At 68.2% G+C, this 21,000-nt stretch carries 26 protein-coding genes; 3 read left to right on the plus strand and 23 right to left on the minus strand.

Annotation, left to right across the window (positions count from 1 at the left end; translation table 11 throughout):
- Window positions 1-13 precede the first annotated feature (13 nt).
- From PARN5_RS0104345 to PARN5_RS0104365, 5 genes are all read right to left on the minus strand, one after another.
- Complete coding sequence (locus tag PARN5_RS0104345; protein ID WP_017998552.1) at window positions 14-1,825, minus strand: penicillin-binding protein 2; 1,812 nt, start codon at window positions 1,823-1,825, stop codon at window positions 14-16.
- Window positions 1,822-2,202, minus strand: coding sequence for a hypothetical protein (locus PARN5_RS0104350; protein ID WP_017998553.1), 381 nt, complete (start codon window positions 2,200-2,202; stop codon window positions 1,822-1,824). Before PARN5_RS0104350 ends, PARN5_RS0104345 begins: the two co-directional genes overlap by 4 nt.
- Window positions 2,199-3,167: a 16S rRNA (cytosine(1402)-N(4))-methyltransferase RsmH gene (gene rsmH, locus PARN5_RS0104355; RefSeq protein WP_017998554.1), complete on the minus strand. Its 969-nt coding sequence runs from the start codon at window positions 3,165-3,167 to the stop codon at window positions 2,199-2,201. The genes PARN5_RS0104350 and rsmH overlap by 4 nt, the downstream gene beginning before the upstream one ends.
- On the minus strand, window positions 3,168-3,674 hold the full coding sequence (gene mraZ, locus PARN5_RS0104360) for a division/cell wall cluster transcriptional repressor MraZ (RefSeq protein ID WP_026155165.1): 507 nt from the start codon (window positions 3,672-3,674) through the stop codon (window positions 3,168-3,170).
- Window positions 3,675-4,314: 640 nt separating this feature from the next.
- Window positions 4,315-5,424, minus strand: a complete 1,110-nt coding sequence (locus PARN5_RS0104365; RefSeq protein WP_026155166.1) for an Mrp/NBP35 family ATP-binding protein — start codon at window positions 5,422-5,424, stop codon at window positions 4,315-4,317.
- Between the two features lie 354 nt (window positions 5,425-5,778).
- Between PARN5_RS0104365 and PARN5_RS0104370 the strand changes: the two genes are divergently transcribed.
- Entirely contained in the window at window positions 5,779-6,006 is a 228-nt protein-coding gene (locus tag PARN5_RS0104370) for a DUF1127 domain-containing protein (RefSeq protein ID WP_017998557.1), read from the plus strand.
- Between the two features lie 544 nt (window positions 6,007-6,550).
- A complete protein-coding gene (gene rlmJ / locus PARN5_RS0104375) occupies window positions 6,551-7,327 on the plus strand; it encodes a 23S rRNA (adenine(2030)-N(6))-methyltransferase RlmJ (RefSeq protein WP_017998558.1) in 777 nt (258 codons plus the stop codon).
- Window positions 7,328-7,528: 201 nt separating this feature from the next.
- On the opposite strand, the gene PARN5_RS0104380 is transcribed toward rlmJ, so the two are convergent.
- Genes PARN5_RS0104380 through gatC form a run of 4 tightly spaced genes read right to left on the minus strand, consistent with a single transcriptional unit; the run spans window position 7,529 to window position 10,495 of the window.
- Window positions 7,529-8,149, minus strand: coding sequence for an N-acetylmuramoyl-L-alanine amidase (locus PARN5_RS0104380; RefSeq protein ID WP_081614928.1), 621 nt, complete (start codon window positions 8,147-8,149; stop codon window positions 7,529-7,531).
- Complete coding sequence (locus tag PARN5_RS0104385; protein WP_017998560.1) at window positions 8,146-8,706, minus strand: hypothetical protein; 561 nt, start codon at window positions 8,704-8,706, stop codon at window positions 8,146-8,148. The genes PARN5_RS0104380 and PARN5_RS0104385 overlap by 4 nt, the downstream gene beginning before the upstream one ends.
- Before the next feature lie 23 nt (window positions 8,707-8,729).
- Window positions 8,730-10,211 (minus strand): Asp-tRNA(Asn)/Glu-tRNA(Gln) amidotransferase subunit GatA, encoded by a 1,482-nt coding sequence (gene gatA / locus PARN5_RS0104390; protein ID WP_017998561.1) that lies wholly within the window; start codon window positions 10,209-10,211, stop codon window positions 8,730-8,732.
- Window positions 10,208-10,495, minus strand: a complete 288-nt coding sequence (gene gatC / locus PARN5_RS0104395; RefSeq protein ID WP_017998562.1) for an Asp-tRNA(Asn)/Glu-tRNA(Gln) amidotransferase subunit GatC — start codon at window positions 10,493-10,495, stop codon at window positions 10,208-10,210. Before gatC ends, gatA begins: the two co-directional genes overlap by 4 nt.
- A 126-nt stretch (window positions 10,496-10,621) precedes the next feature.
- On the opposite strand from gatC, the gene PARN5_RS0104400 reads away from it, so the two are divergent.
- Window positions 10,622-11,314: a metal-dependent hydrolase gene (locus PARN5_RS0104400; protein WP_017998563.1), complete on the plus strand. Its 693-nt coding sequence runs from the start codon at window positions 10,622-10,624 to the stop codon at window positions 11,312-11,314.
- Here the strand turns inward: PARN5_RS0104400 and PARN5_RS0104405 are convergent.
- From PARN5_RS0104405 to PARN5_RS0104470, 14 genes are all read right to left on the minus strand, one after another.
- On the minus strand, window positions 11,311-12,147 hold the full coding sequence (locus tag PARN5_RS0104405) for a DUF1989 domain-containing protein (protein ID WP_017998564.1): 837 nt from the start codon (window positions 12,145-12,147) through the stop codon (window positions 11,311-11,313). The genes PARN5_RS0104400 and PARN5_RS0104405 overlap by 4 nt on opposite strands.
- A 205-nt stretch (window positions 12,148-12,352) precedes the next feature.
- Window positions 12,353-12,517 (minus strand): hypothetical protein, encoded by a 165-nt coding sequence (locus PARN5_RS24060; protein ID WP_017998565.1) that lies wholly within the window; start codon window positions 12,515-12,517, stop codon window positions 12,353-12,355.
- 130 nt (window positions 12,518-12,647) lie between these two features.
- Entirely contained in the window at window positions 12,648-13,430 is a 783-nt protein-coding gene (locus PARN5_RS0104415) for a succinate dehydrogenase iron-sulfur subunit (RefSeq protein WP_026155167.1), read from the minus strand.
- Between the two features lie 58 nt (window positions 13,431-13,488).
- Window positions 13,489-13,800, minus strand: a complete 312-nt coding sequence (locus tag PARN5_RS0104420; RefSeq protein WP_051071007.1) for a hypothetical protein — start codon at window positions 13,798-13,800, stop codon at window positions 13,489-13,491.
- On the minus strand, window positions 13,800-14,153 hold the full coding sequence (locus PARN5_RS0104425; RefSeq protein ID WP_017998568.1) for a hypothetical protein: 354 nt from the start codon (window positions 14,151-14,153) through the stop codon (window positions 13,800-13,802). Before PARN5_RS0104425 ends, PARN5_RS0104420 begins: the two co-directional genes overlap by 1 nt.
- Window positions 14,153-15,955: a succinate dehydrogenase flavoprotein subunit gene (gene sdhA, locus PARN5_RS0104430; protein WP_017998569.1), complete on the minus strand. Its 1,803-nt coding sequence runs from the start codon at window positions 15,953-15,955 to the stop codon at window positions 14,153-14,155. Before sdhA ends, PARN5_RS0104425 begins: the two co-directional genes overlap by 1 nt.
- A 9-nt stretch (window positions 15,956-15,964) precedes the next feature.
- Window positions 15,965-16,354, minus strand: coding sequence for a succinate dehydrogenase, hydrophobic membrane anchor protein (gene sdhD, locus PARN5_RS0104435; protein WP_017998570.1), 390 nt, complete (start codon window positions 16,352-16,354; stop codon window positions 15,965-15,967).
- A gap of 11 nt (window positions 16,355-16,365) precedes the next feature.
- Window positions 16,366-16,758: a succinate dehydrogenase, cytochrome b556 subunit gene (gene sdhC / locus PARN5_RS0104440; RefSeq protein ID WP_017998571.1), complete on the minus strand. Its 393-nt coding sequence runs from the start codon at window positions 16,756-16,758 to the stop codon at window positions 16,366-16,368.
- Window positions 16,759-16,973: 215 nt separating this feature from the next.
- The gene (locus tag PARN5_RS0104445; protein WP_157403929.1) at window positions 16,974-17,408 is read right to left on the minus strand and encodes a hypothetical protein; all 435 of its coding nucleotides are present in this window, start codon (window positions 17,406-17,408) and stop codon (window positions 16,974-16,976) included.
- Window positions 17,405-18,439, minus strand: a complete 1,035-nt coding sequence (locus PARN5_RS0104450; protein WP_017998573.1) for a MaoC family dehydratase — start codon at window positions 18,437-18,439, stop codon at window positions 17,405-17,407. Before PARN5_RS0104450 ends, PARN5_RS0104445 begins: the two co-directional genes overlap by 4 nt.
- Window positions 18,436-18,642, minus strand: coding sequence for a DUF1737 domain-containing protein (locus PARN5_RS0104455; RefSeq protein WP_017998574.1), 207 nt, complete (start codon window positions 18,640-18,642; stop codon window positions 18,436-18,438). Before PARN5_RS0104455 ends, PARN5_RS0104450 begins: the two co-directional genes overlap by 4 nt.
- Window positions 18,643-19,185, minus strand: a complete 543-nt coding sequence (locus PARN5_RS0104460) for an NnrU family protein (RefSeq protein WP_017998575.1) — start codon at window positions 19,183-19,185, stop codon at window positions 18,643-18,645. It lies immediately after the preceding gene.
- A gap of 41 nt (window positions 19,186-19,226) precedes the next feature.
- Window positions 19,227-20,066: a CoA ester lyase gene (locus tag PARN5_RS0104465; protein WP_017998576.1), complete on the minus strand. Its 840-nt coding sequence runs from the start codon at window positions 20,064-20,066 to the stop codon at window positions 19,227-19,229.
- A gap of 80 nt (window positions 20,067-20,146) precedes the next feature.
- Window positions 20,147-20,878 (minus strand): sulfite exporter TauE/SafE family protein, encoded by a 732-nt coding sequence (locus PARN5_RS0104470; protein WP_017998577.1) that lies wholly within the window; start codon window positions 20,876-20,878, stop codon window positions 20,147-20,149.
- Window positions 20,879-21,000 lie beyond the last annotated feature (122 nt).

Genomic DNA, 21,000 nt, shown 5'->3' on the forward strand with positions numbered 1-21,000 from the left:
AAACCCCCGTTCATCAATTCGAGACGAGCTTTAGCCCATCGGGCAAAGGCCGTTCAACCGTCGGCAACTGGGTTTCGGTGCTGGGACGCAGGCCCAGAAGCGGCGCGACGCGGCGGATCATCTCGCCCGCGACGGGGGCCACGGTCATGCCCGCCGTGCGGCTTTCGCCGCCGCCGGCCAGCCCGGCCGAGGGCTCGTCCAGGGACACCACCAGCACATAGCGCGGGTCGCTGACCGGGAAGGCCGAAGCGAAGGTCGCCACGACCTTGTTCTTGTAATAGCCGCCGGTCGGGCGCGGCTTGTCGGCGGTGCCGGTCTTGCCGGCGACCTCGTAGCCCGGGACATCGGCCGAGCGCGCGGTGCCGCGCGTCACCACCTGGCGCAGCAATTGCATCGCGGTATGGGCGGCGGATGCCGACAGCACCTGCTCGCCCTCGCGGCGCGAGCGGTCGTGGATCAGCGTCGGGCGCACCCGCTTGCCGCCATTGGCGATGGTGGCATAGGCCGAGGCCAGATGCAGCGGGCTGGCCGCCAGACCGTGGCCGAAGGCCACCGTGGCCGAGGTCACGGCGGGCCAGCGCTGCGGCACCAGGGGCTTGCCGGTCGGCGCCTCGCTCATCTCGATGGGCGTCGGCTCGAACAGGCCCAGGCGCTCCAGGAAGTCCTTCTGCCGCTCGGGGCCCAGCAGTTGCGCCACGCGCACCGTGCCGACGTTCGACGACTTGGCGATGATGTCCGCGACCGAGATCTGCGCGCCATACTGGTGGCCGTTGAATTCGCTGATGAGGTATTTGCCGATGCGCAGCGGCGACTTGCCGTTGATCATCGTCGTCGGGCTGACCAGCTTCAGGTCGATGGCCTGCGCCACCGGGAAGATCTTGAAGGTCGAGCCCAGTTCATACTGGCCCTGCACCGCGCGGTTGAACAGCGGGCTGTCCGAGGGGTCGCCCTTGAGCAGCGGCCGCGGCCGGTCGTTGGGATCGAAATCGGGCAGGCTGGCCATGGCCACGATCTCGCCGGTCTTGACCTCCATCAGGATGCCGGTCGCACCCTTGGCGTTCATGACCTTCATGCCGTTGCCGAGCACCTCCTCCATCGCCGCCTGAACGGTCAGGTCCAGCGACAGGCTCAGCGGCGCGCCATCATTGGCCGGGTCGCGCAGCCAGCGGTCGAAGGCCTTTTCGACGCCGGCGACGCCCACGACCTCGGCGTCGGCCACGCCCTCCTTGCCGAAGGTGGCGCCGCCCAGGATATGGCTGGCGATATGGCCGTTCGGATAAAGCCGCATCTCGCGCGGGCCGAACAGCAGGCCCGGCTCGCCGATGTCGTGGACGGCCTGCATCTGTTCCGGGCTGATCTTCTTCTTGATCCAGACGAAGGTGCGCTTGCCGGTGAAATCCTTCTGCAACCGCTCCAGGCTCAGGTCGGGAAAGATCCCGACCAGCGCCTTGGCCGCGCCCTGGGGATCGACCATCTGATGCGGATGGGCATAGAGCGAATGGGTCAGCAGGTTCGTCGCCAGCACCCGGCCCTGGCGGTCGGTGATATCGGCGCGCTGCGAGATGATCTGCGCGCCCGAGGTCTGCACCCGCGGCTCGGCCGGGTGGGACGAGGCCAGCACGCCCATCTTCAGGCCCACGGTGCAAAACGCCGCCGCAAAGGCGCAGGACATGAAGAACAGCCGGGTGCGGGCGCTGCCGCGCGCCCTTTCCTGGATCTCGGCGTGACGCTGGGCGCGGTTCTCGGCCTCGATGGCGTCGGGATTCTCGCCCTTCTCGCGGGCGCGAAGGATGCGGGCCAGCGGGCGCAGCGGGGTGCGGATCATGGCGTGCTCTCCTGTGGACGGCGCGGCGGATAGCCGGCGGGACGTTCGATGGGCATGTCTGCGCCGGGCGGCGGCTCGGGCGCCTTGGGCGTCGGGAAGGCGACCTGGCCCACGTCGACGAACTGGTCCGAGCCGAAGGGCACCAGCTTCAGCTTGTCGAAATTCAGGTTCACCAGCTGGCGCAGCCGCTCGGGCCGGTTCAGAAAGGCCCATTCGGCGCGCATCACGCCCAGTTCCTCGCGCAGATGACCGATCTGGCGCTGGATCTCGGACATTTCGCCGATCGCGGCCTGGGTGCGGTAATTCTCGCGATAGGCCCAGAAGGCCAGGCCCATGACGACCAGCGTGGTCAAAAGGTAAAGCACCGAGCGCATCATGCCCCCCTTTCGTCGAGACGGGGCAGGCCCAGCGCCTCGGGATCGACGCGGCCGGCCGGGGCGTCGGTGCGGATGCCGACGCGCAGCAGGGCCGAGCGCGAGCGCGGGTTCACCGCCAGTTCCTGCTCGTCCGGGCCGATGGCGCGGCGGAAGGGCAGCGTGAAGGCGGCCTCGGACCGCCGGGTCTCGGGCGCATGGCGGCTGCCGCCGCCGGCGCTGTTCGAGCGCGCCTGCATGAAGCGCTTGACGATGCGGTCCTCGAGCGAATGGAAGCTGACCACGGCCAGCTTGCCGCCCGGCCGCAGCACGCGCTCTGCCGCGGCGAGGCCGGCGACGAGCTGGCCGAATTCGTCGTTGACCCAGATGCGGATCGCCTGAAAGGCGCGGGTCGAGGGGTGGCTTTGCCCGGGCTTGGCGCGCGGCAGGCAGCCGGCGACGATGTCGGACAGCTGCCCGGTGCGGCTCAGCGGCCGCGCCGCCACGATGGCCTTGGCGATGCGGCGCGAGGCGCGCTCCTCGCCGTAAAGGTAAAGCACGTCGGCGATGACCGCTTCCGGGGCGGTGTTCAGCAGATCGGCCGCCGTTGGCCCGTCGCCGCCCATGCGCATGTCCAGCGGGCCGTCGCGCAGGAACGAGAACCCGCGCTCGGGCTGGTCGAGCTGCATCGAGCTGACGCCCAGGTCCAGCACCACGCCGTCCACCGGCCCGCCGGCCAGCGTGTCGAGATCCGAGAAGGTGCCTTCGACCAGGCGCAGCCGGTCGCCGTATGCGCCGGCCCAAGCCTCGGCCATGCGGAACACGCTGGGATCGCGGTCGATGCCGATGACCTGCGCGGCGCCCTGCTCCAGCAGGCCGCGGGCATAGCCGCCGGCGCCGAAGGTGCCGTCGACCCAGGTGCCCTCAACAGGCGCAACGGCCCGCAACAGCGGGCCAAGCAGGACGGGGATATGCGGGTCGGACACCATCTAACCCTCGTCCCTTGCGGCCAGAGCCAGCAGCGACAGCGGGTCGGCGCCCGGCTCCAGTTCCGGCACGCGGGCCTCCAGCGCACGCTCTTCCTCGGCATAGGCCTCGGGGGTCCAGACCTTCAGGCTGTCGCCGGCCGAGATGAAGAAGGCGCTGTCGGTCAGGCCGATCTTCTCGCGCAGCTTCTGCGGCAAGACCAGGCGGCCGTCGCCGTCGATCTCGGCCTCGTCGGCGTGACCCTGGTAGATGTTTTCCAGCAGGTTGCGGCCGGCCGAGCCGCGCGGCATGCGGGCGATGCCGTCCTCGATCTCTTCCATGGCCTTGATGGTGAAGAGTTGCAGCCAGTTCCAGTCGCGGGTGCCATAGACGATGACCAGTTGCGCGCGCTTGCCGGCCTGCCAGTCGGGATCGGAGGATTCAAAGACGCGACGGAACTTGGCCGGGATGGAAACGCGGCCCTTCGCGTCCACCTTGACCTCTTCCGACCCTCTGAACCGGCGTGCCAAGGGCGCGCCCTCCTTTCACTGTCCGACCTTTCCGGTCTCCCGAAAAGGAAAGGGCGGATCGGGCTGCTGCCACTGCCCGATCCGCCGCCCTCGTTCCCATCTCTGGGCCCCGTAGTTTCGGGGATCGTGCCCTGCGTTTCACGCCACCTGGGGGAGGTGCTGCTCGCGCGTCGCAGAGGCCATTTTTCGGAAGCGGGTGCCTGTATGAAGCCTGCTTGTCGCCTTGGGGTCTTGGTGCCCCTGAAGCCCGTCTCCGTGAGCAAAGGGATGACATGGGAATTTATGGGACGCAATGGATTTGTTTGGACCGACCGGGGCAGCAGGCGGGCCTCCGCGCGTGAACAGCCGGCGAACAATTTCACACCTTGGCAGAGCACGGGGAAGGTATCGCGGCCCAGCCGCCGTTAACCACAAGATCTGGTGCATCCCGAGGCTGTGGCAAATAAATCCCAGCAATTCCCGGAATCGACATGGGCGCCCCGGAAGGGCGCCCTGTCAGCCGGTCCGGGCCAGCCGGGAATCGGAAAGGAGCGGCAGAATCACGGGGCTTCACGCGGCGGTGATTCGGAAACTGCGCCTGTCCCGTGCATTCCCGGCGCCCGTTCCCATGCTTTCCCAAGCCCGCGGACGGGGCCGGGGATCAGGCCATGCCGCCGCCGATCAGCCGGTCGGCCAGCCGGGCAAAGGATTCGGCCACCGGCCCGTCCCCGGCCGCGACCGGCGTGCCGGCGTCGCCCGCCAGCCGCACCTCGAGGTTCAGGGGAATCTCGCCCAGAAAGGGCAGGTTCAGCTTCGCCGCCTCGGCCGCAACGCCGCCATGGCCGAAAAGATGCGCCTCGTGCCCGCAGTTCGGGCAGATATAGGTGGACATATTCTCTACCAGCCCCAGCACCGGCGTCTTGAGCTTGTCGAACATGTCGATGGCGCGGCGGGCGTCGATCAGCGCCACGTCCTGCGGCGTCGAGACGATGATCGCCCCCGTGACCTGCGCCTTCTGGCACAGCGACAACTGCACGTCGCCGGTGCCGGGCGGCAGATCGACCAGCAGCACGTCGAGTTCGCCCCATTTCACCTGGTTCAGCATCTGCTGCAGCGCGCCCATCAGCATGGGACCGCGCCAGACCACCGCCTCGCCTTCCTTCATCATCAGGCCCAGCGACATGGTGGTGACGCCATGCGCGTGCAGCGGCTCGATCATGTCGCCGTCGCTTTTCGGGCGCTGTCCGGTCAGTCCCAGCATGCGCGGCTGCGAGGGGCCATAGATATCGGCATCCAGCAGCCCGACCCGCCGCCCCTTGCGCGCCAGCGCCACGGCGAGGTTCGAGGTCAGCGTCGATTTCCCGACCCCGCCCTTGCCCGAGCCGATGGCGAGGATCCGCGCCACGCCGCTGACCGGCGCCGGGCCGGCCTGCGGCGTCGGATGCCGGCCGATCTTCAGGCTGGGCGCCGGCGCCCCGGGCGGGCCCGAGCGCGCCGTCACCTGCGGTGCGGCGCCGCGCGGCCCGGCGGGGGCGGTGGTGACGATCTGCACCTTCTCGACCCCCGGCAGCGCCGAAAGCAGCCGCTGCGCCTCGGCCTCGACCGGGGCCAGCGCGCGGGCCAGCGCGGGGTCCGAGGCCTCGATGACGAATCGCACGATGCCCGATTCGACGTTCAGGGCCCGCACCATGTCGCGCGAAACCAGGGTTCCGCCCCCGGGAATCGCGATCCGCGAAAGCTCCTCGAGCACACGTTCCCGTGAAATGGTCATGGCAGGCCCCCAATTGCAGCGCCCGCAGCATGGCAATTCGCGACAGGCTCGGCAAGGCGCGACAAACGCGCATCCCCGGCTAAGTCGCTGTGACCTCGGGTAAAATACGACCCATGAGGTCGGTAATCCTGTCCACGGCTCGCCGGACATCACGAAAACTCACGAAATATTAACGATTTGCAACAGGGTTCCCGAAACAGCCATGCCGTTTCTGCATAGCAGCATGGCGTCTTCGTCCATTGTGCAAGCGCAGCAAACGGGCCATGTTAGCTCCAACAGCGCACCGGGGATCACCGCAAAAGCGAAAGCAAGCGAACCTCAACGCGCCATCCGCAAGACGAAAGAGTGTATGAAATGGCTGTTCTCGATCTGATCCATAGCGGTTCGCACCGCAATGCCGCCGGTCACGGCGCGATCGCGACCTTCGTGGCCAATGTCCGCGACAACATGGCCCGCCGGTCGGTATATCGCCAGACCCTGCGCGAGCTGAACCAACTGTCGAACCGCGACCTGGCCGACCTGGGCCTGAACCGCGGCGCGATCCGCGGCGTGGCTTACGAAGCCGCCTGGGGCGCGAAGTAAGAATTCCGACACCCGACCCACTCCTCCTCCCTTGGGTCCGGGTTCAGGCGGCATCCTCCCTCCTCCTCCCTAGAGGATGCCGCCGCTCAGATAAGGTAAGACCCCTCCTCCTCCCTGGGTCTTGCTCTTAAGGCGGCTCCCCCTCCTCCTCCCTGGGGATGCCGCCACCCCATACGGCGAAACCCCTCCTCCTCCCTGGGTTTCGCGGTTCCGGCGGCCGCCCCCTCCTCCTCCCTGGGGCGCCGCCACACCGATGCGGTCCGGCCCCTCCTCCTCCCTGGGCCTGGCTGTTCCGGCGGCGCCTCCCTCCTCCTCCCTGGAGGCGTCGCCCAAAACTTCCGCCGCAAGGCGGGTTCGGATGCGACGGTCCCCTCCTCCTCCCTGGGACCGGATGCACGCGGTGATGGCCTCCTCCTCCCTGCCATTGCCGCACCCCATACGCGGCTCCTCCTCCTCCCTGGGCCAGCGTTGCGCGGCGGTGCCCCCTCCTCCTCCCTGGGTACCGCCGCTTTTCATTTGCGGCCCTTCGGTTTAAGCGCAGCGCATGTTGTCCTATCAGCACGCCTATCACGCCGGGAACCTGGCCGACCTGCACAAGCACGCGCTGCTGGCGTCGATGCTGGACTACCTGACCGCCAAGCCGAAGCCGCTGAGCTATCTGGAAACCCACGCCGGGCGCGGGCTCTACGATCTCTCGGGTCCCGAATCGGCCCGCACGGGCGAGGCCGATGCCGGCATCACCCGCGCCCTGGCGCAGGACTGGCTGCCCGCCGGCCACCCGCTGCGCCAGGCGCTCGACCAGATCCGCGCCCTGCACGGCCCGCAGGCCTATCCCGGCTCGCCTCTGATCGCGCGGCATTTCCTGCGCCCCGAAGACGAGGCGCATCTGGCCGAGCTACACCCGGCCGAGCACGACGCCCTGGCCCGCGTCGCCGGCTTCGCGCATCTGCACCGGCAGGACGGGTTCCAAATGGCGAATGCGCTCTGCCCGCCGACACCGCGGCGCGGGCTGCTGCTGATCGACCCGAGCTATGAGGTGAAGGCCGATTACGCTTCCGTCCCGCGCCACATCGCCAAGATCGCGCGCAAATGGAACGTCGGCATCATCGCGCTGTGGTATCCGCTGCTGCTGGACGACCGCCAGCGCCCGATGGTCCAAGCCCTGCTGCGCGACCACCCCGAGGCGCTGCTGTCCGAGGTCCGCTTCCCGCCGGCCCGGCCGGGGCATGGGATGGTCGGCTCGGGCATGTTCGTGATCAATCCGCCCTATGGGCTGGCGGATGAGGCGGGACGGTTGGGGGAATTATACGCGCGGCTGTAAGATGTGGCCGTTGATGGTCCCGCCGACGACAGGCTGCTGCAATTCACGCATTGCGGGATGACCGTCGCCTGCGCAGCTCCGTTCTCTCGAGTGAGCTCATCACGGAAGCGGTATGTCATGAGGGCGCCGCCGATCGCCAGTGCAGTCCTTGGCGGGTTCCGACGCCTCCTGCCCCCAGGCGACGTGACCAATCCGACGAGTCTACCCCGCCAGCGCCGCCGCCAGCCGCCTGTCCATCTCATCCTCCGGGCCGTCCGCCCAAGGCCTAAACCGCAATCGAAACGCCGCCAGCGCCTCCGGCCCCAAGGAATAGCCGATCCAGGTCAGGCTGTCGGCCAGGGGCAGGTCCGCACCCGGCGCGAAAGGCCAGACCGCCAACCCCTGCAAGCCCAGCCGGCGCCAGTCGAAGCGTGGGCCGGGGTCGATCTTGCGGTCGGGCGCCATGTCGGAATGGGCGATCACGCCCGCGGGCCCGATGTCCCAGCGCGCCATGATGCCGCGCAGCAAGTGCTCCAGCGCCGCCATCTGCGGCTCGGGAAAGGGCCGGTCGCCGGGATTGACCAGCTCGATGCCGATGCTGCGCGAGTTCACATCGTCCAAGCCCCGCCAACGGCCGGCGCCGGCGTGCCAGGCGCGGCGATCCTCGGGCACCAGCGATTCGACCCGCCCGTCCTCATGCACCAGCCAATGCGCGCTGACCTCGGCCTCGGGGTCGCAAAGCCGGGCGCGGGCCGAGGCGCCATCCGCCATGCCGGTGTAATGCAACACAACCAGCGACGGGGCCTGCCCGCGCCGGTCGCCGTGATTGGGCGACGGGCTCAAAGCCGGGGTTGGCGATAGGGGCGCGGATCCCAGCCGCAGACGAAACCGTCGCCGTCCGGGTCCAGCCCGCGCGGGTCGATCACCGGCCCGCCCGCGGCGATGAAGGCGGTCTGCGCCGCGTTCACGCTGGGGAACGCCAGGCAGGCCCGCGCCGCCGCATTGGCCGAAACCCCCGCGCGCGGGTATTTGGTCTGGCCCGGATTCTGGCTTTCCTGACGCGCATAGCGCACCAGCACCGGCGTCGCACCGCTGGCCGCAACCGGCGCCGCCGCGACGGGCCGGGCCGTCACCGGCCGGGTCGTCACGGTCACCGTGCCCGGCTGCTTCGCCGGCACGCCGGCAATCTCGGCGGCGGTCGGCGCCTTGGCCGGCAATTGCACCGGGATCGCGTCCGGCACCGGTCCCCGGCCATGCAGGGCGACCTCGCGCTTCTGCAGGTAATCCGCATAGGCCGAGCCGTTGTGCATGGCGCTGTAATTCGGATTCCAGCCGGCGTTCTCGCCGCAGGCGGCCAGCGCCAGCAGCGGGGCAACAGCCAGCAGGGACAGGTTCCGCATCGCTTTCTCCCGTGAAAGGCCGGTCACCACCAGCGCGAGGGTTTCGCCGTGAAGCCTGCCGCAGATTCGAGGCTTTGTGCAAGGTTCAACAGGTTGCCCTCGTCCCAGGGCCGGCCGATCAGCTGCATGCCCAGCGGCAGGCCCTGCCGGTCCAGCCCGACCGGGACCGAGATCCCGGGCAGCCCGGCCAGGTTGACGGTCACGGTGAAGACGTCGTTGAGATACATCTCGACCGGGTCCTTGCACGCCATCTCGCCCAGGCCGAAGGCGGCGCTGGGGGTGGCCGGGGTCAGGATGGCGTCGACGCCCGCCGCGAAGGCCTGGTCGAAGTCGCGCTTGATGAGCGCGCGCACCTTGCGGGCGCGGTTGTAATAGGCGTCGTAGAAGCCCGCCGACAGCACATAGGTGCCGATCATCACCCGGCGCTGCACCTCGGGGCCGAAGCCCTCGGCGCGGGTCTTTTCATACATCTCGACGACGCCGTCGCCCGCGCCCAGCTTGGCGCGGCGGCCGTAGCGCACGCCGTCATAGCGCGCGAGATTCGACGACGCCTCGGCCGGTGCAATGACATAATACGCAGGCAGCGCATATTTCGTATGCGGCAGGCTGATGTCCACAACCTCTGCGCCGGCATCGCGCAGCATCTCGGTCGCTTGGTGCCAAAGCGCGTCGATCTCGGCCGACAGCCCCTCGACGCGGTATTCGCGCGGAATGCCGATCTTCTTGCCGCGAATGTCGCCGGTCAGCGCCGCCTCGTAATCCGGCACCGCGCGTTCGGCGCTGGTCGAATCCTTGGGGTCGACCGAGGCCATGGCGCCCAGCATGATCGCCGCGTCGCGCACGGTCTTGGTCATCGGCCCGGCCTGATCCAGCGAGCTGGCAAAGGCGATCACGCCCCAGCGGCTGACGCGGCCATAGGTCGGCTTCAGCCCGACCGTGCCGGTAAAGGCCGCCGGCTGGCGGATCGAGCCGCCGGTATCGGTGCCGGTCGCGGCCAGGCACAGGTCCGCCGCCACCGCCGCCGCCGAGCCGCCGGACGAGCCGCCGGGCGTCAGCTGCCGGTCGTCGATCTTCCACGGGCTGACCACCGGCCCATAACAGGCGCTTTCGTTCGAGGAGCCCATGGCGAATTCGTCCATGCTGAGCTTGCCCAGCATGACCGCGCCCGCGTCCCACAGGTTCTGCGTCACCGTCGATTCATATTGCGGCAGGAAACCGTCGAGGATCCGGCTCGCCGCTTGCGAGGGCACGTCCCTGGTGCAGAACAGGTCCTTGATGCCCAGCGGAATGCCGCACATCGCCGGCGCGTCGCCAGCCGCGATGCGGCTGTCGGCGGCGGCGGCCATCTCGCGCGCACGCTCGGGGGTGTTGTGGACAAAGGCGTTCAGCGCCCCCGCCCCCTCGATGGCCGAAAGGCAGGCCTCGGTCAGCTCGAGGCTGGTGAAATCGCCCTTGCGCAGCCCGTCGCGGGCGCTCGCAATGGTCAGCCGGTTCAGATCGCTCATTCCACCACCTTCGGCACGGCAAAGAAGCCCTCGCGCGCGTCGGGGGCGTTTTTCAGGATCAGCGCCTGGATCTCGCCGTCGGTGACAACATCCTCGCGCCGCTTCAGCCGCATCGGCTCGACCCCGGTCATCGGCTCGACGCCCGCGACATCGACCTCGTTCAGCTGTTCCATGAAATGCAGGATGCCGTTCAGCTCCTGCGCCAATGCGGGCAGGTCGGCGTCCTTGACCGCAATCCGCGCCAGATGCGCGACCTTGCGGGCCTCGTCCTCGGTGATCGCCATGGGGGCTCCTTTCGCTTGGGGCGGGTTTACCGCCGCGACCGGAAGGGGGCAAGCGCCGCGCGGCGGAACTTTACGCGCAGGCGCGGGCTTGGCAGGATGCGCCGACGCAGCAGAAGGAACCCGCGCATGAAACTGACCTGGCTTGGCCATTCCGGCTTTCGGCTTGAAATCGAGCAGGCGGTGATCCTGATCGACCCCTGGCTGTCGGGCAACCCGATGTTCCCGGACGAAAAGCGCGCCGAGGCCGTCGCCGGGGCGACCCATATCCTGGTCACGCATGGCCATGGCGACCATACCGGCGACGCGCTGGCCATCGCGAAAGAGCTGAAGATCCCGGTCGCCGGCATCTACGACCTGATCTCGACCTGGCAGACGCATCAGGGGATCGAGGGCATCGGCTACAACAAGGGCGGCACCGTCGATCTGGGCGGGGCCAAAGTGACGATGGTGAACGCCAGCCACTCCTCCTCGATCGAGGGCAACGAGGGCCCGATCTATGCCGGCCACGAATCGGGCTACATGATCGCGGGCGAGGGCCATGTCATCTATGTCTCGGGCGATACCGACATCATGGCCGACATGGGCTGGATGGGCGAATATCACCGGCCCGACATCGGCATCCTTTGCGCCGGCGGGCATTTCACCATGGACATGGACCGCGCGGCCTGGGCGGCGCGGAAGTATTTCGACTTCAAGACGGTGATCCCCTGCCATTACAAGACCTTCCCGCTGCTGGCGCAGGATGCCGAGCCGCTGAAGCGCGGCCTGCCCGGCGTGCAGGTGATCGAGCCCGAGGTGATGGTGCCGATCAGTCTCTAGGGCCAGCGATAGCCGCTGGGAGCGGGTTGCGGCCGCGCGGCCGGCCCCTGCGGCGCAAAGATCTCGACCAGCAGCGGATGGCAGCGGGCGGCGTCGCTGGAATGCTCGGCACTGCAATCGCCGCCCGGGCAGGCCGAGAGGCCGCCGATCAGGTCGATCTCGGCGTGGAATTCGATGTAGTCGCCCGGCCGCACCGGGCTCGCCTTCATGAAATACTGCCCGGTGTCGCGGGTGAAGCCGGTGCACATGAAGACGTTCAGCACGTCATGCACCAGCGGCTCGGCCGCCGCGCGGTCCAGCCCCAATGCGTCCATCAGCGCATGGGTCAGGTTCGAGTGGCAGCAATGGTGGTAATGCTGCCCGCCGCTCAGCAGGTGATGGGTATAGGGGTCGCAGCGGGTGCCGATCACGTCATGGACCGAGCCGCCATGCTCGTCGATACCATACCATTCCAGCGTATCCTCGACCACCGTGGCCATTGGCCGCAGCCAGGGGAACAAGGACCACAGCCGGTCGCCCCGCGTCAGATGCGTGCCGTGCAGGGCGCGGGTCTTGCCGGAGTAGAACCGCTCGTGCGGATCGGCCGCGGACCACAGGTTCAGATCGCCGACCTGCGGCCCCTCGACGCTGGTCACGCGAAAGAAATGCCCGGCCGGCACGCGGAAACAGCGCGCCTCGCGGGCGGGGACCAGGCATTCGCCGGTCTTGCGCGCCAGGCGCCGCGCCTCGGCCAGCGCGGCAAGATCGGGATCGGGCAGGGTATGGTTCGGATAGCAGATGACCGGCGCGATGGCCCGGCGTTCGGCGGCGTCCTGGGGGATGTTCTGGTTCATGGCCGGATGCTAAGCCCGCAAGCCGCCCCCGCGCAAGCGCCGCCCCGGCGACAGGGCGCGCGGCCGGATGGGTATTTGGGAAACGGTGAAGCCCATCACCTTCTCTGTTTTCCAAATACCCCTGCGGCGGTGCGGCGGGGGCCGGACAGAGGAAAGCGCGGCCGCAAAGCCGCGCCAAAAGGCCCCGAAGGGCAGGCGCCCGTTCTCAGGCGGCGAGACGAGGCTCGGCAGCTTCCAGCGGCATCGGATCAAAGCTGAAATAACCGAACATCTGTTCCAGGACCGCCAGCCCCTGCACGTCGGTCCTGGTCTTGGCTTGCAGGACGGACAGTTTGGCCGGCTTCTTGCTGGTTTCGGCTTGGGTTTTCATCTGTAGTCTCCGGGTCGATCATTGCATTCTCCCCGGCTGAAAAGATAACGCCGCGCTGCAGAAAAATAAACCTCTGCGACGCGGCGTAACTGCGTGTGCCACGGTATACCGGCCATGTCCCCCGTGCAGGTCAGACGATGCGGTCGACCATCATGTGCTTGATCGAGGCGATGGCCTTGGCGGGGTTCAGCCCCTTGGGGCAGGTGTTGGTGCAGTTCATGATCGTGTGGCAGCGATACAGCTTGAACGGGTCTTCCAGGCTGTCGAGCCGATGCCCCGTCGCCTCGTCGCGCGAATCGATGATCCAGCGATAGGCGTGCAGCAAGGCCGCCGGGCCCAGATAGCGGTCGCCGTTCCACCAGTAGCTCGGGCAGGAGGTCGAGCACGAGGCGCACATCACGCATTCATAGAGGCCGTCCAGCTTCTTGCGGTCCTCGATCGACTGGCGCCATTCCTTGTCCGGGGTCGGCGTCTCGGTGATCAGATAGGGCTGGACCGAGGCGTGCTGGGCATAGAAATGCGTCAGGTCGGGGATCAGGTCCTTGACCACGGGCATATGCGGCAAGGGATAGATGTTCACGTCCTTGCCCTTGACCTCGTCGATGCCGAAGATGCAGGCGAGGCGGTTGCCGCCGTCGATGTTCATCGCGCAGGAGCCGCAGATCCCCTCGCGGCAGGACCGGCGGAAGGTCAGGGTCGGGTCGATCTCGTTCTTGATCTTGATCAGCGCGTCCAGCACCATCGGCCCGCATTTGTCCAGGTCGATGAAATAGGTGTCGATGCGCGGGTTTTCCCCGGTATCCGGGTCCCAGCGATAGATGTTGAAGCGGCGGACATTCTTGGCGCCCGCCGGCTTCGGCCAGGTCTTGCCGACCCGCATGCGGCTGTTCTTGGGAAGGGTAAGTTGGACCATTGGGTAACTCCTGGTGGTCAGACCGCCGGTGCGGTTCGGGTCAGAGCGGCCGGGGGCGTCAGCGCGCCCGCCAGCCCGGTTGTTCGTAAAGCGGCCGCGTGGGCACCTGCCCCGAGCGGCGCTGGACGCATTCCTGGAAGACCTGCGACGGATCGCGGCCCATGATATAGTCCGAGGACACGCCGACCTGCACGAAGCCGCCGCGCACGCCATGCGATCCGACGCCGATGCCCATCTCGGTGCGCGGGCCGGTGGCGTCGCGGGCATCGGCCAGGCAGGCGCGCTCGGCCTGCTCGACCGGGATCGGCGCGCAAGCCGCCAGGCCCAGCAGCAGGGCCGGGACCAGCAGCATCTGCGCGCCGCCGCGCATCAGGCGGTCCGCTTGGCCGCGGCCGCGGCGCCGGCGATACATTGCGAGGTCGCCGGACGGCCGACGATGGCCGCGACCGCGCCGCTGGCATTGGCGCTGTCGGCGATGCTGGCCAGTTCGGCCGTGGTCGCGTTCGACATCACGCAATCGGTATAGGGCGCGACATTGGCACCGGGCAGGCGCCGGGCCATCTCGCGGTTCACGACCACGCGGGCCGAGGAGCGGATGGCCGCATCCGGCGACGGCCCCGCCACCGGCGGCAGCGGCGCAGGCCCGGGCGCCATGCCGGGGTTCTGGACCACGCAGCCGGACAGGGCCAGCGCGGCGGCGGTAAGGATCAGGGGAAGACGCATCAATAAACCCTCGCTTTGGGTGCGATCTTTTTCAGGTCGATCCCGCCCTCGTCCTGGGTGGTCAGGGGTTCAAGGTGAACGGGCCGATAGGCCAGTCTAACATGGTTGCCTTCGACCCAGGCAAGCGAGTGCTTGCGCCAGTTGGCATCATCCCGCTCGGGCCAGTCCTCATGCGCATGCGCGCCGCGGCTTTCCTTGCGCGCCTCGGCCGCGACGATGGTGGCCAGCGCATTGGGCATCAGGTTGGTCAGCTCCAGCGTCTCCATCAGGTCGCTGTTCCAGATCAGGCTGCGGTCGGTGACCTTGACGTCATTCAGCTTGGCGGCGATCGCCTCCATCTTCTCGACGCCCTCGGCCAGGGTCTTGTCGGTGCGGAACACCGCCGCGTCGGCCTGCATGGTGCGCTGCATTTCCAGCCGCAGTTCCGCCGTCGGCACCGAGCCATTGGCATTGCGGATGCGGTCGAAGCGGTCGAGGATCGCGTCCACCGCCGGCTTGTTCATCAGCGGGATCGGCGCGGCGCGGTCGACGACCTCGGCCGCGCGGATCGCCGCCGCCCGGCCGAACACAACGAGGTCGATCAGCGAGTTCGAGCCCAGGCGGTTCGCGCCATGGACCGAGGCGCAGCCGGCCTCGCCCACCGCCATCAGGCCGGGGAAGACCGCGTCCGGGTTTTCCTCGGTCGGGTTCAGCACCTCGCCCCAATAGTTCGTGGGGATGCCGCCCATGTTGTAATGCACCGTCGGCAGGATCGGGATCGGCTCGCGCGTCACGTCCACGCCGGCGAAGATGCGGGCGGATTCGCTGATGCCCGGCAGGCGCTCGGCCAGGCTTTCCGGCGGCAGGTGCTGCAGGTTCAGGAACATATGGTCCTTGTGCTCGCCCACGCCGCGGCCCTCGCGGATCTCCAGCGTGATGCAGCGCGACACCACGTCGCGCGAGGCCAGGTCCTTGTAGGTCGGGGCATAGCGTTCCATGAAGCGCTCGCCTTCCGAGTTGGTCAGGTAGCCGCCCTCGCCGCGCGCGCCCTCGGTGATCAGGCAGCCCGAGCCATAGATGCCGGTCGGGTGGAACTGCACGAATTCCATGTCCTGCAGCGGCAGCCCTGCGCGGGCCACCATGCCGCCGCCGTCGCCGGTGCAGGTATGGGCCGAGGTGGCGCTGAAATAGGCCCGGCCATAGCCGCCGGTCGCCAGCACCACCATCTTGGCGTTGAAGACATGCATGGTGCCGTCGTCGAGCTTCCAGCACACCACGCCGGTGCAGGCGCCGTCGGTGATCACCAGGTCCAGCGCGAAATATTCGATGAAGAACTCGGCCTTTTCCTTCAGCGACTGGCCATAAAGCGTATGCAGGATGGCGTGGCCCGTGCGGTCGGCGGCGGCGCAGGTGCGCTGCACCGGCGGGCCTTCGCCGAATTCGGTGGTGTGGCCGCCGAAGGGACGCTGGTAGATCTTGCCCTCTTCGGTGCGGCTGAACGGGACGCCGTAATGCTCCAGCTCATAGACCGCCTTCGGGGCCTCGCGCGCCAGGTATTCCATGGCGTCGGTGTCGCCCAGCCAGTCCGAACCCTTGACGGTGTCATACATATGCCACTGCCAGTTGTCGGGGCCCATGTTGGACAGGCTGGCGGCGATGCCGCCCTGGGCCGCGACCGTGTGCGAGCGGGTCGGGAACACCTTGGTCACGCAGGCGGTGCGCAGTCCCTGCTCGGCCATGCCCAGCGTCGCGCGCAGGCCCGCGCCGCCGGCGCCGACCACCACGACATCGTAATCATGTGTCTGGATCTTGTAATCAGCCATGGCGGAACCTCAAAGCACGACGATCGCGCCCAGACCCATGCGGGCCAGCGCGTAGACGGCGCAGGCGATGACCGCCCAGCCGAAGATGACGGAGAAGATGATCGCGCCCTTGCGCACGCCGCCGTGGAAATAGTCGTCGATCATGATGCGGGTGCCCTTGATGAAATGCACCATGCCCACGATGACGAACAGCGCGGTGATCAGCGCCGGCAGCGGCCGGCCGAAATAGGCGACCAGCTCGGGATGCGGCAGGCCGATGGCGCGGGCGACGACGATCATGAACAGCGGCGTCAGCACGGTCAGCGCGACGGCGGAAACGGTCATGGCCCAGTGGTGCTGGGTGCCCTCATGGGCGGAACCCAGGCCCTCGGCGGCTTTCAGCGGGGTGATGTAGCGCATGTCCGGCCCCCTTAGAACACGAAGAAGATGATCAGCGTCAGCACGGCCAGCACGACCGAGCCGGCGATGATCGCCTGGCTGGATTTCTGCGCCGTCTGGATCTCCAGCCCGCGGCCGGCGTCGTAGAACAGGTGGCGCAGCCCGGCGAGCAGGTGATACCACAGCGCCCACATCGAGCCGGTCAGGATGATGAAGCCCAGCCAGGACCGGACCACCCAGTCGGCGCAGGCGAAGGCCCCCGGCGAGGTGACGGCGGCGACCAGCCACCAGACGATCAGCAGGATGCCGGCCACCAGCGCATGGCCGGTGATCCGCGTCATGATCGAGGTGATGGCGGCGAGTGGCAGGCGATAGACCTGCAGATGCGGTGACAGCGGCCGGTTGCCCCGGTTGACGTCAGCCATGATGCGCTCTCCTGCGTTCAGGGGCCCTCGGCGCGGCAAGCGGCTGGCGGCGAGGGCTGGCCGAGAAATTGGGTCTGCTTCTAGTGGTTTTGTCGCGTCTGTCACGGGGCGAGGCCAGATGAAAGGGCGAATATCACAAATTTTCGGCCTTTGTGATCACGCACTTGCCCCATGTGATCACATGCTCGAATCTGCTAGCGGTATCACCTCCCGTCTCATCGCAAATCCTCAAGAACCTGAGTAATTTTCTCGTTGAAACTGAAGAATATGATCTGGTCCGCGCCGCCGACGGGGGCGGTGACCAGCAGCAGGGCCAGCACGCCGGTGTCGGGCGGATTCAGCCTGAACAGGCTGATTTCCTGCGTCATTCCGCCCGGATCCTGCCGTCGCAGGATGGTCGAGCAATCGGCGAAGCCCGAGGGCAGCAGCACGGGCAGCTTGCCGATCACCGCGCCGTAACGCTCCTTCGCCTCGGGGACCAGCGGCGTGGCGAGGCGATAGAACGCCTCGTAGCGGCCGGCCAGGAAGGCGGCCTTGGCCTCGTCCTGCACGGCCAGCGGCGCAAGCCCGTTCAGGGCGCAGGGCGGGGTCTGCGCCAGCCCCTGCCCGGCCCATGCCAGCATCAGAACAGCCAGCGTCCCCAGTCTCATGTCGGGATCAGCGCCCAATAGTCCAGATCCAGCAGGACGTTGGGGGCGTATTTGCCCTGCTCGTCCTTCAGCGCGTGATCCCCGGCCGCGCCCTTCTGCGCCACCAGCCGCAGCCGCAGGGCACCGACGCCGGGCGCCTGGGTCGGCGCCTTGTCCAGCACCTCGGACCAGGCCCGCACGGTGTCGCCGGCAAAGCACGGGTTGGCATGGGCGCCGCCGTTCAGCGCCACGATCATCTGCGCATTGGCGAGCCCGTTGAAGGACAGCGCCCGGGCCATGCTGATGACATGGCCGCCATAGATCAGCCGGCGGCCGTCCTCGCGCGCGGTGACGTCGAAATGCACCTTGGCGGTGTTCTGCCACAGGCGCGTGGCGAGCATATGCTCGGCCTCCTCGATGGTGACGCCATCGACATGGTCGATGATCTCGCCCACGGCATAGTCGCCCCAGCGATGCGGCTCGCCGGCCAGCTCGAAGTCGTAGCGGCTGAAATCCAGCCCCTCGGGCACCACCAGATCCGCGGCGGCCACGACCCTGGCCAGGTCGGGCACCACCGGCTCGGGCGCCGGGCTGGCGGCGTCGCGCTTGCGCACCATGACCCAGCGCACATATTCCAGCACCACCGCGCCGACCTGGTTGATGCCGCGGGTGCGGACCCAGACCACGCCGGACTTGCCGTTGGAGTTTTCCTTGAGCCCGATCACCTCGGATTCCGAGCGCAGCGTGTCGCCCGGCCAGACCGGCTGCAGCCAGCGGCCCTCGGCATAGCCCAGGTTCGCGATGGCGTTCAGGCTGACGTCCGGCACCGTCTTGCCGAAGACGGTATGAAAGGCGATCAGGTCGTCCAGCGGCGAGCCTTCCAGCCCGCAATCGGCGGCGAAATCGTCCGAGGAATACAGCGCATGCCGCGCCGGATAAAGCGCGTGATACAGCGCGCGCTCGCCCTCGGCCACGGTGCGGGGGACGGCGTGGCGGATCACCTGGCCGATGCGGTAATCCTCGAAGAAACGGCCCGGATTGGTCTTGCTCATTGTTGTCCCAGTTTCATCTCGGGGTGGTAGTCGTCGGCGATGTCCTTGGTCACCGCCTGGGCGCAGCGCATCTTTCCGCTTGCGGCATCAAAGGCATAGGAGGGGCTGCCGTAAAGCTCCCAGCCCTTTGACAGGGCGGCGCTGACCTTGTGGCAGAAGGCCGAGGTGTCCTCCTCGGTCAGCAGGCGATAGATCTTGGGCATTCAGCCTCCAAAGGGGTTGTAACCCAGCCAGCGGTGGATCAGCCCGACCACCAGCAGGACCAGGACGGCGCCAAGGGCGGCCATGACTTCCTTGCGGACCGGGAACGGGCCGGCGGGCGGGGTCCAGACCGGCTGGGCGCGGTTGATCACCGCCATCTCGACCAGCGCCCAGACCAGCAGCCCGCCGAACAGCACGAAGCTGGGCAGGTCGCCGTTCGGCAGCAGATGCGCGAATGACCACAGCGCGAAGCCGGACAGCTGCGGATGGCGCATGTGCGCGGTGATGCGGGTCTTCATCCCGGCGGCCGCGAACAGGTAGAACGCCGCCAGCACCAGCAGGTTGTTGATGCCCTTGAGCGGCGCCGAGGCGCCCCACCACCAGGGCCCGTCCGCCATGCGATAGCCGAGGATCATCAGAACCACCGACAGCGCCAGCAGCCCGGCCACGCCGCCGCGCCCCAGCCGCGCGCGCAGGCCCGGCGCCAGCCGCTTCGAGAGATGCGCCGCCCACCACAGCGCCACGCCAAGGATCAGGATCAACATCTGGCTTTCCCCTTGCTGGATGCATCCGGCGCAGGTTGGACCTAGCTGGCCAGACGCGCAATGGCCTCGGCCTTGGCCAGCGTGCCGCGCGCGGTGGCGACATGCAGGTTCTCGACGATGCGGCCGTCGACCACGGCGACGCCCTTGCCCTGCGCCGAGGCGGCGTCGAAGGCCTCGATCTGGCGCCGGGCCAGGTCGATCTCGTCCCCGGTGGGGGCAAAGACGGCATTGGCGATCTCGACCTGGGCCGGGTGGATCAGGGTCTTGCCGTCAAAGCCCATGTCGCGGCCCTGCTCGCATTCGGCGCGCAGGCCGTCGTCGTCCTTGAAGGCGTTGTAGACGCCATCGACGATCACCCGGCCATGCGCGCGGGCGGCCAGCAGGCACAGCCCCAGGCCCGCCATCATCGGCAGGCGGTCGGGGCGGAAGCGGCTGCCCAGGTCCTTGGCCAGGTCGTTGGTGCCCATGACCATGCCGCCGAGGCGCGGGTGCGCGGCGATGGCGGCGGCGTTCAGCATGCCCGCCGGCGTCTCCATCATCGCCCAGAGCGGGGTTTGCGGCACCAGCGCGGCCACGCGGTCCAGATCCTCGGGGCGGCTGACCTTGGGGATCAGCACCGCATCGGCGCCGCTGGCAAAGGCGCGGGCGTCATCCTCGCCCCATTCGGTGTCCAGCCCGTTGATGCGCACGATCCGGGCGCGGGCGCCGTAATCCGCCTGCAACGCCTGTGCCAGCATCTCGCGCGCCGCCGGCTTTTCACCGGGCGCCACCGCGTCTTCGAGATCGAAGATGATCGCGTCCGCCGGCAGCGTGCGGGCCTTTTCCATGGCGCGGGCATTGGCCGCGGGAAGGTACAGAACAGAGCGATAGGGACGGGTCATCGGCGCCTCGCGTAATAATCTTGCGCGAAACTGCCCGCAAACGATCCGAATCGCAAGACCTGTTTTGCCGCAGCGCGGCGTCAGAGCCCGTCCCAGATCAGTTTTGCCGAAACGATCATCAGCGCCCAGGTGATGAAACCATAGAAAACCTGCGGCGACATGCGCTTGACCAGCCACAGCCCCGCCAGCACGCCCAGGATGCCCGGCAGCATCAGCCCGGCCGAGATCGCCAGGTTGTGCAGCGACAGCTGGCCCAGCATGGCATAGGGAATCAGCTTCACCGCATTGCAGATGGCGAAGAAGATCGTCGTGGTGCCGGCATAGGTCAGCGGCGGCATGTGCAGCGGCTGGGCATAGACCTGATAGGGCGCGGCGCCGGAATGGCTGACAAAGCTGGTATAGCCCGAGACCATGCCCCAGAACCCGCCGCGCAGCCGGTCGGGCGCCCGCGCCGCCCCGCGCGCGCCGCGCCGCAGCGCGTTCAGCGCGAAGGCCATGCCGATCACGCCGACGATCAGGCCGACGCGGGCGTCGTCGACCAGATGCGCCGTGGCCCAGCCCAGGCCGATGCCGGTGATGGCGCCCGGCACCACCGTCGCCAGCACCCTCGCGTCGAAATCGCGGCGAAAGGCGATCAGCCCGCCGATGTCCGACACGACATAGACCGGCAGCAGGATCCCCGCCGCCTGCACCGGCGAGATCACCAGCGCCATCAGCGGCACCGAGATCGTGCCCACCATCGACAGCCCGCCCTTGGCCAGGCCGATCGAAAAGGCGGCCACCGCCGCCAGCACCCAACCCAGCAGATCCATGCGCGCCTCCGGTATCCCCGGCCCCGGTTACGCCAGCCCGCCGGCCTTGGCAACGCCCGGGCAGCTTCGGCATGTTAGCGATTGACAGCGCGCAATCTTCCTGCGCGCGCGCCAAGATCTCT

Origin of the sequence: Paracoccus sp. N5 (assembly GCF_000371965.1) — a bacterium.
In the GTDB taxonomy this organism is placed as follows: domain Bacteria; phylum Pseudomonadota; class Alphaproteobacteria; order Rhodobacterales; family Rhodobacteraceae; genus Paracoccus.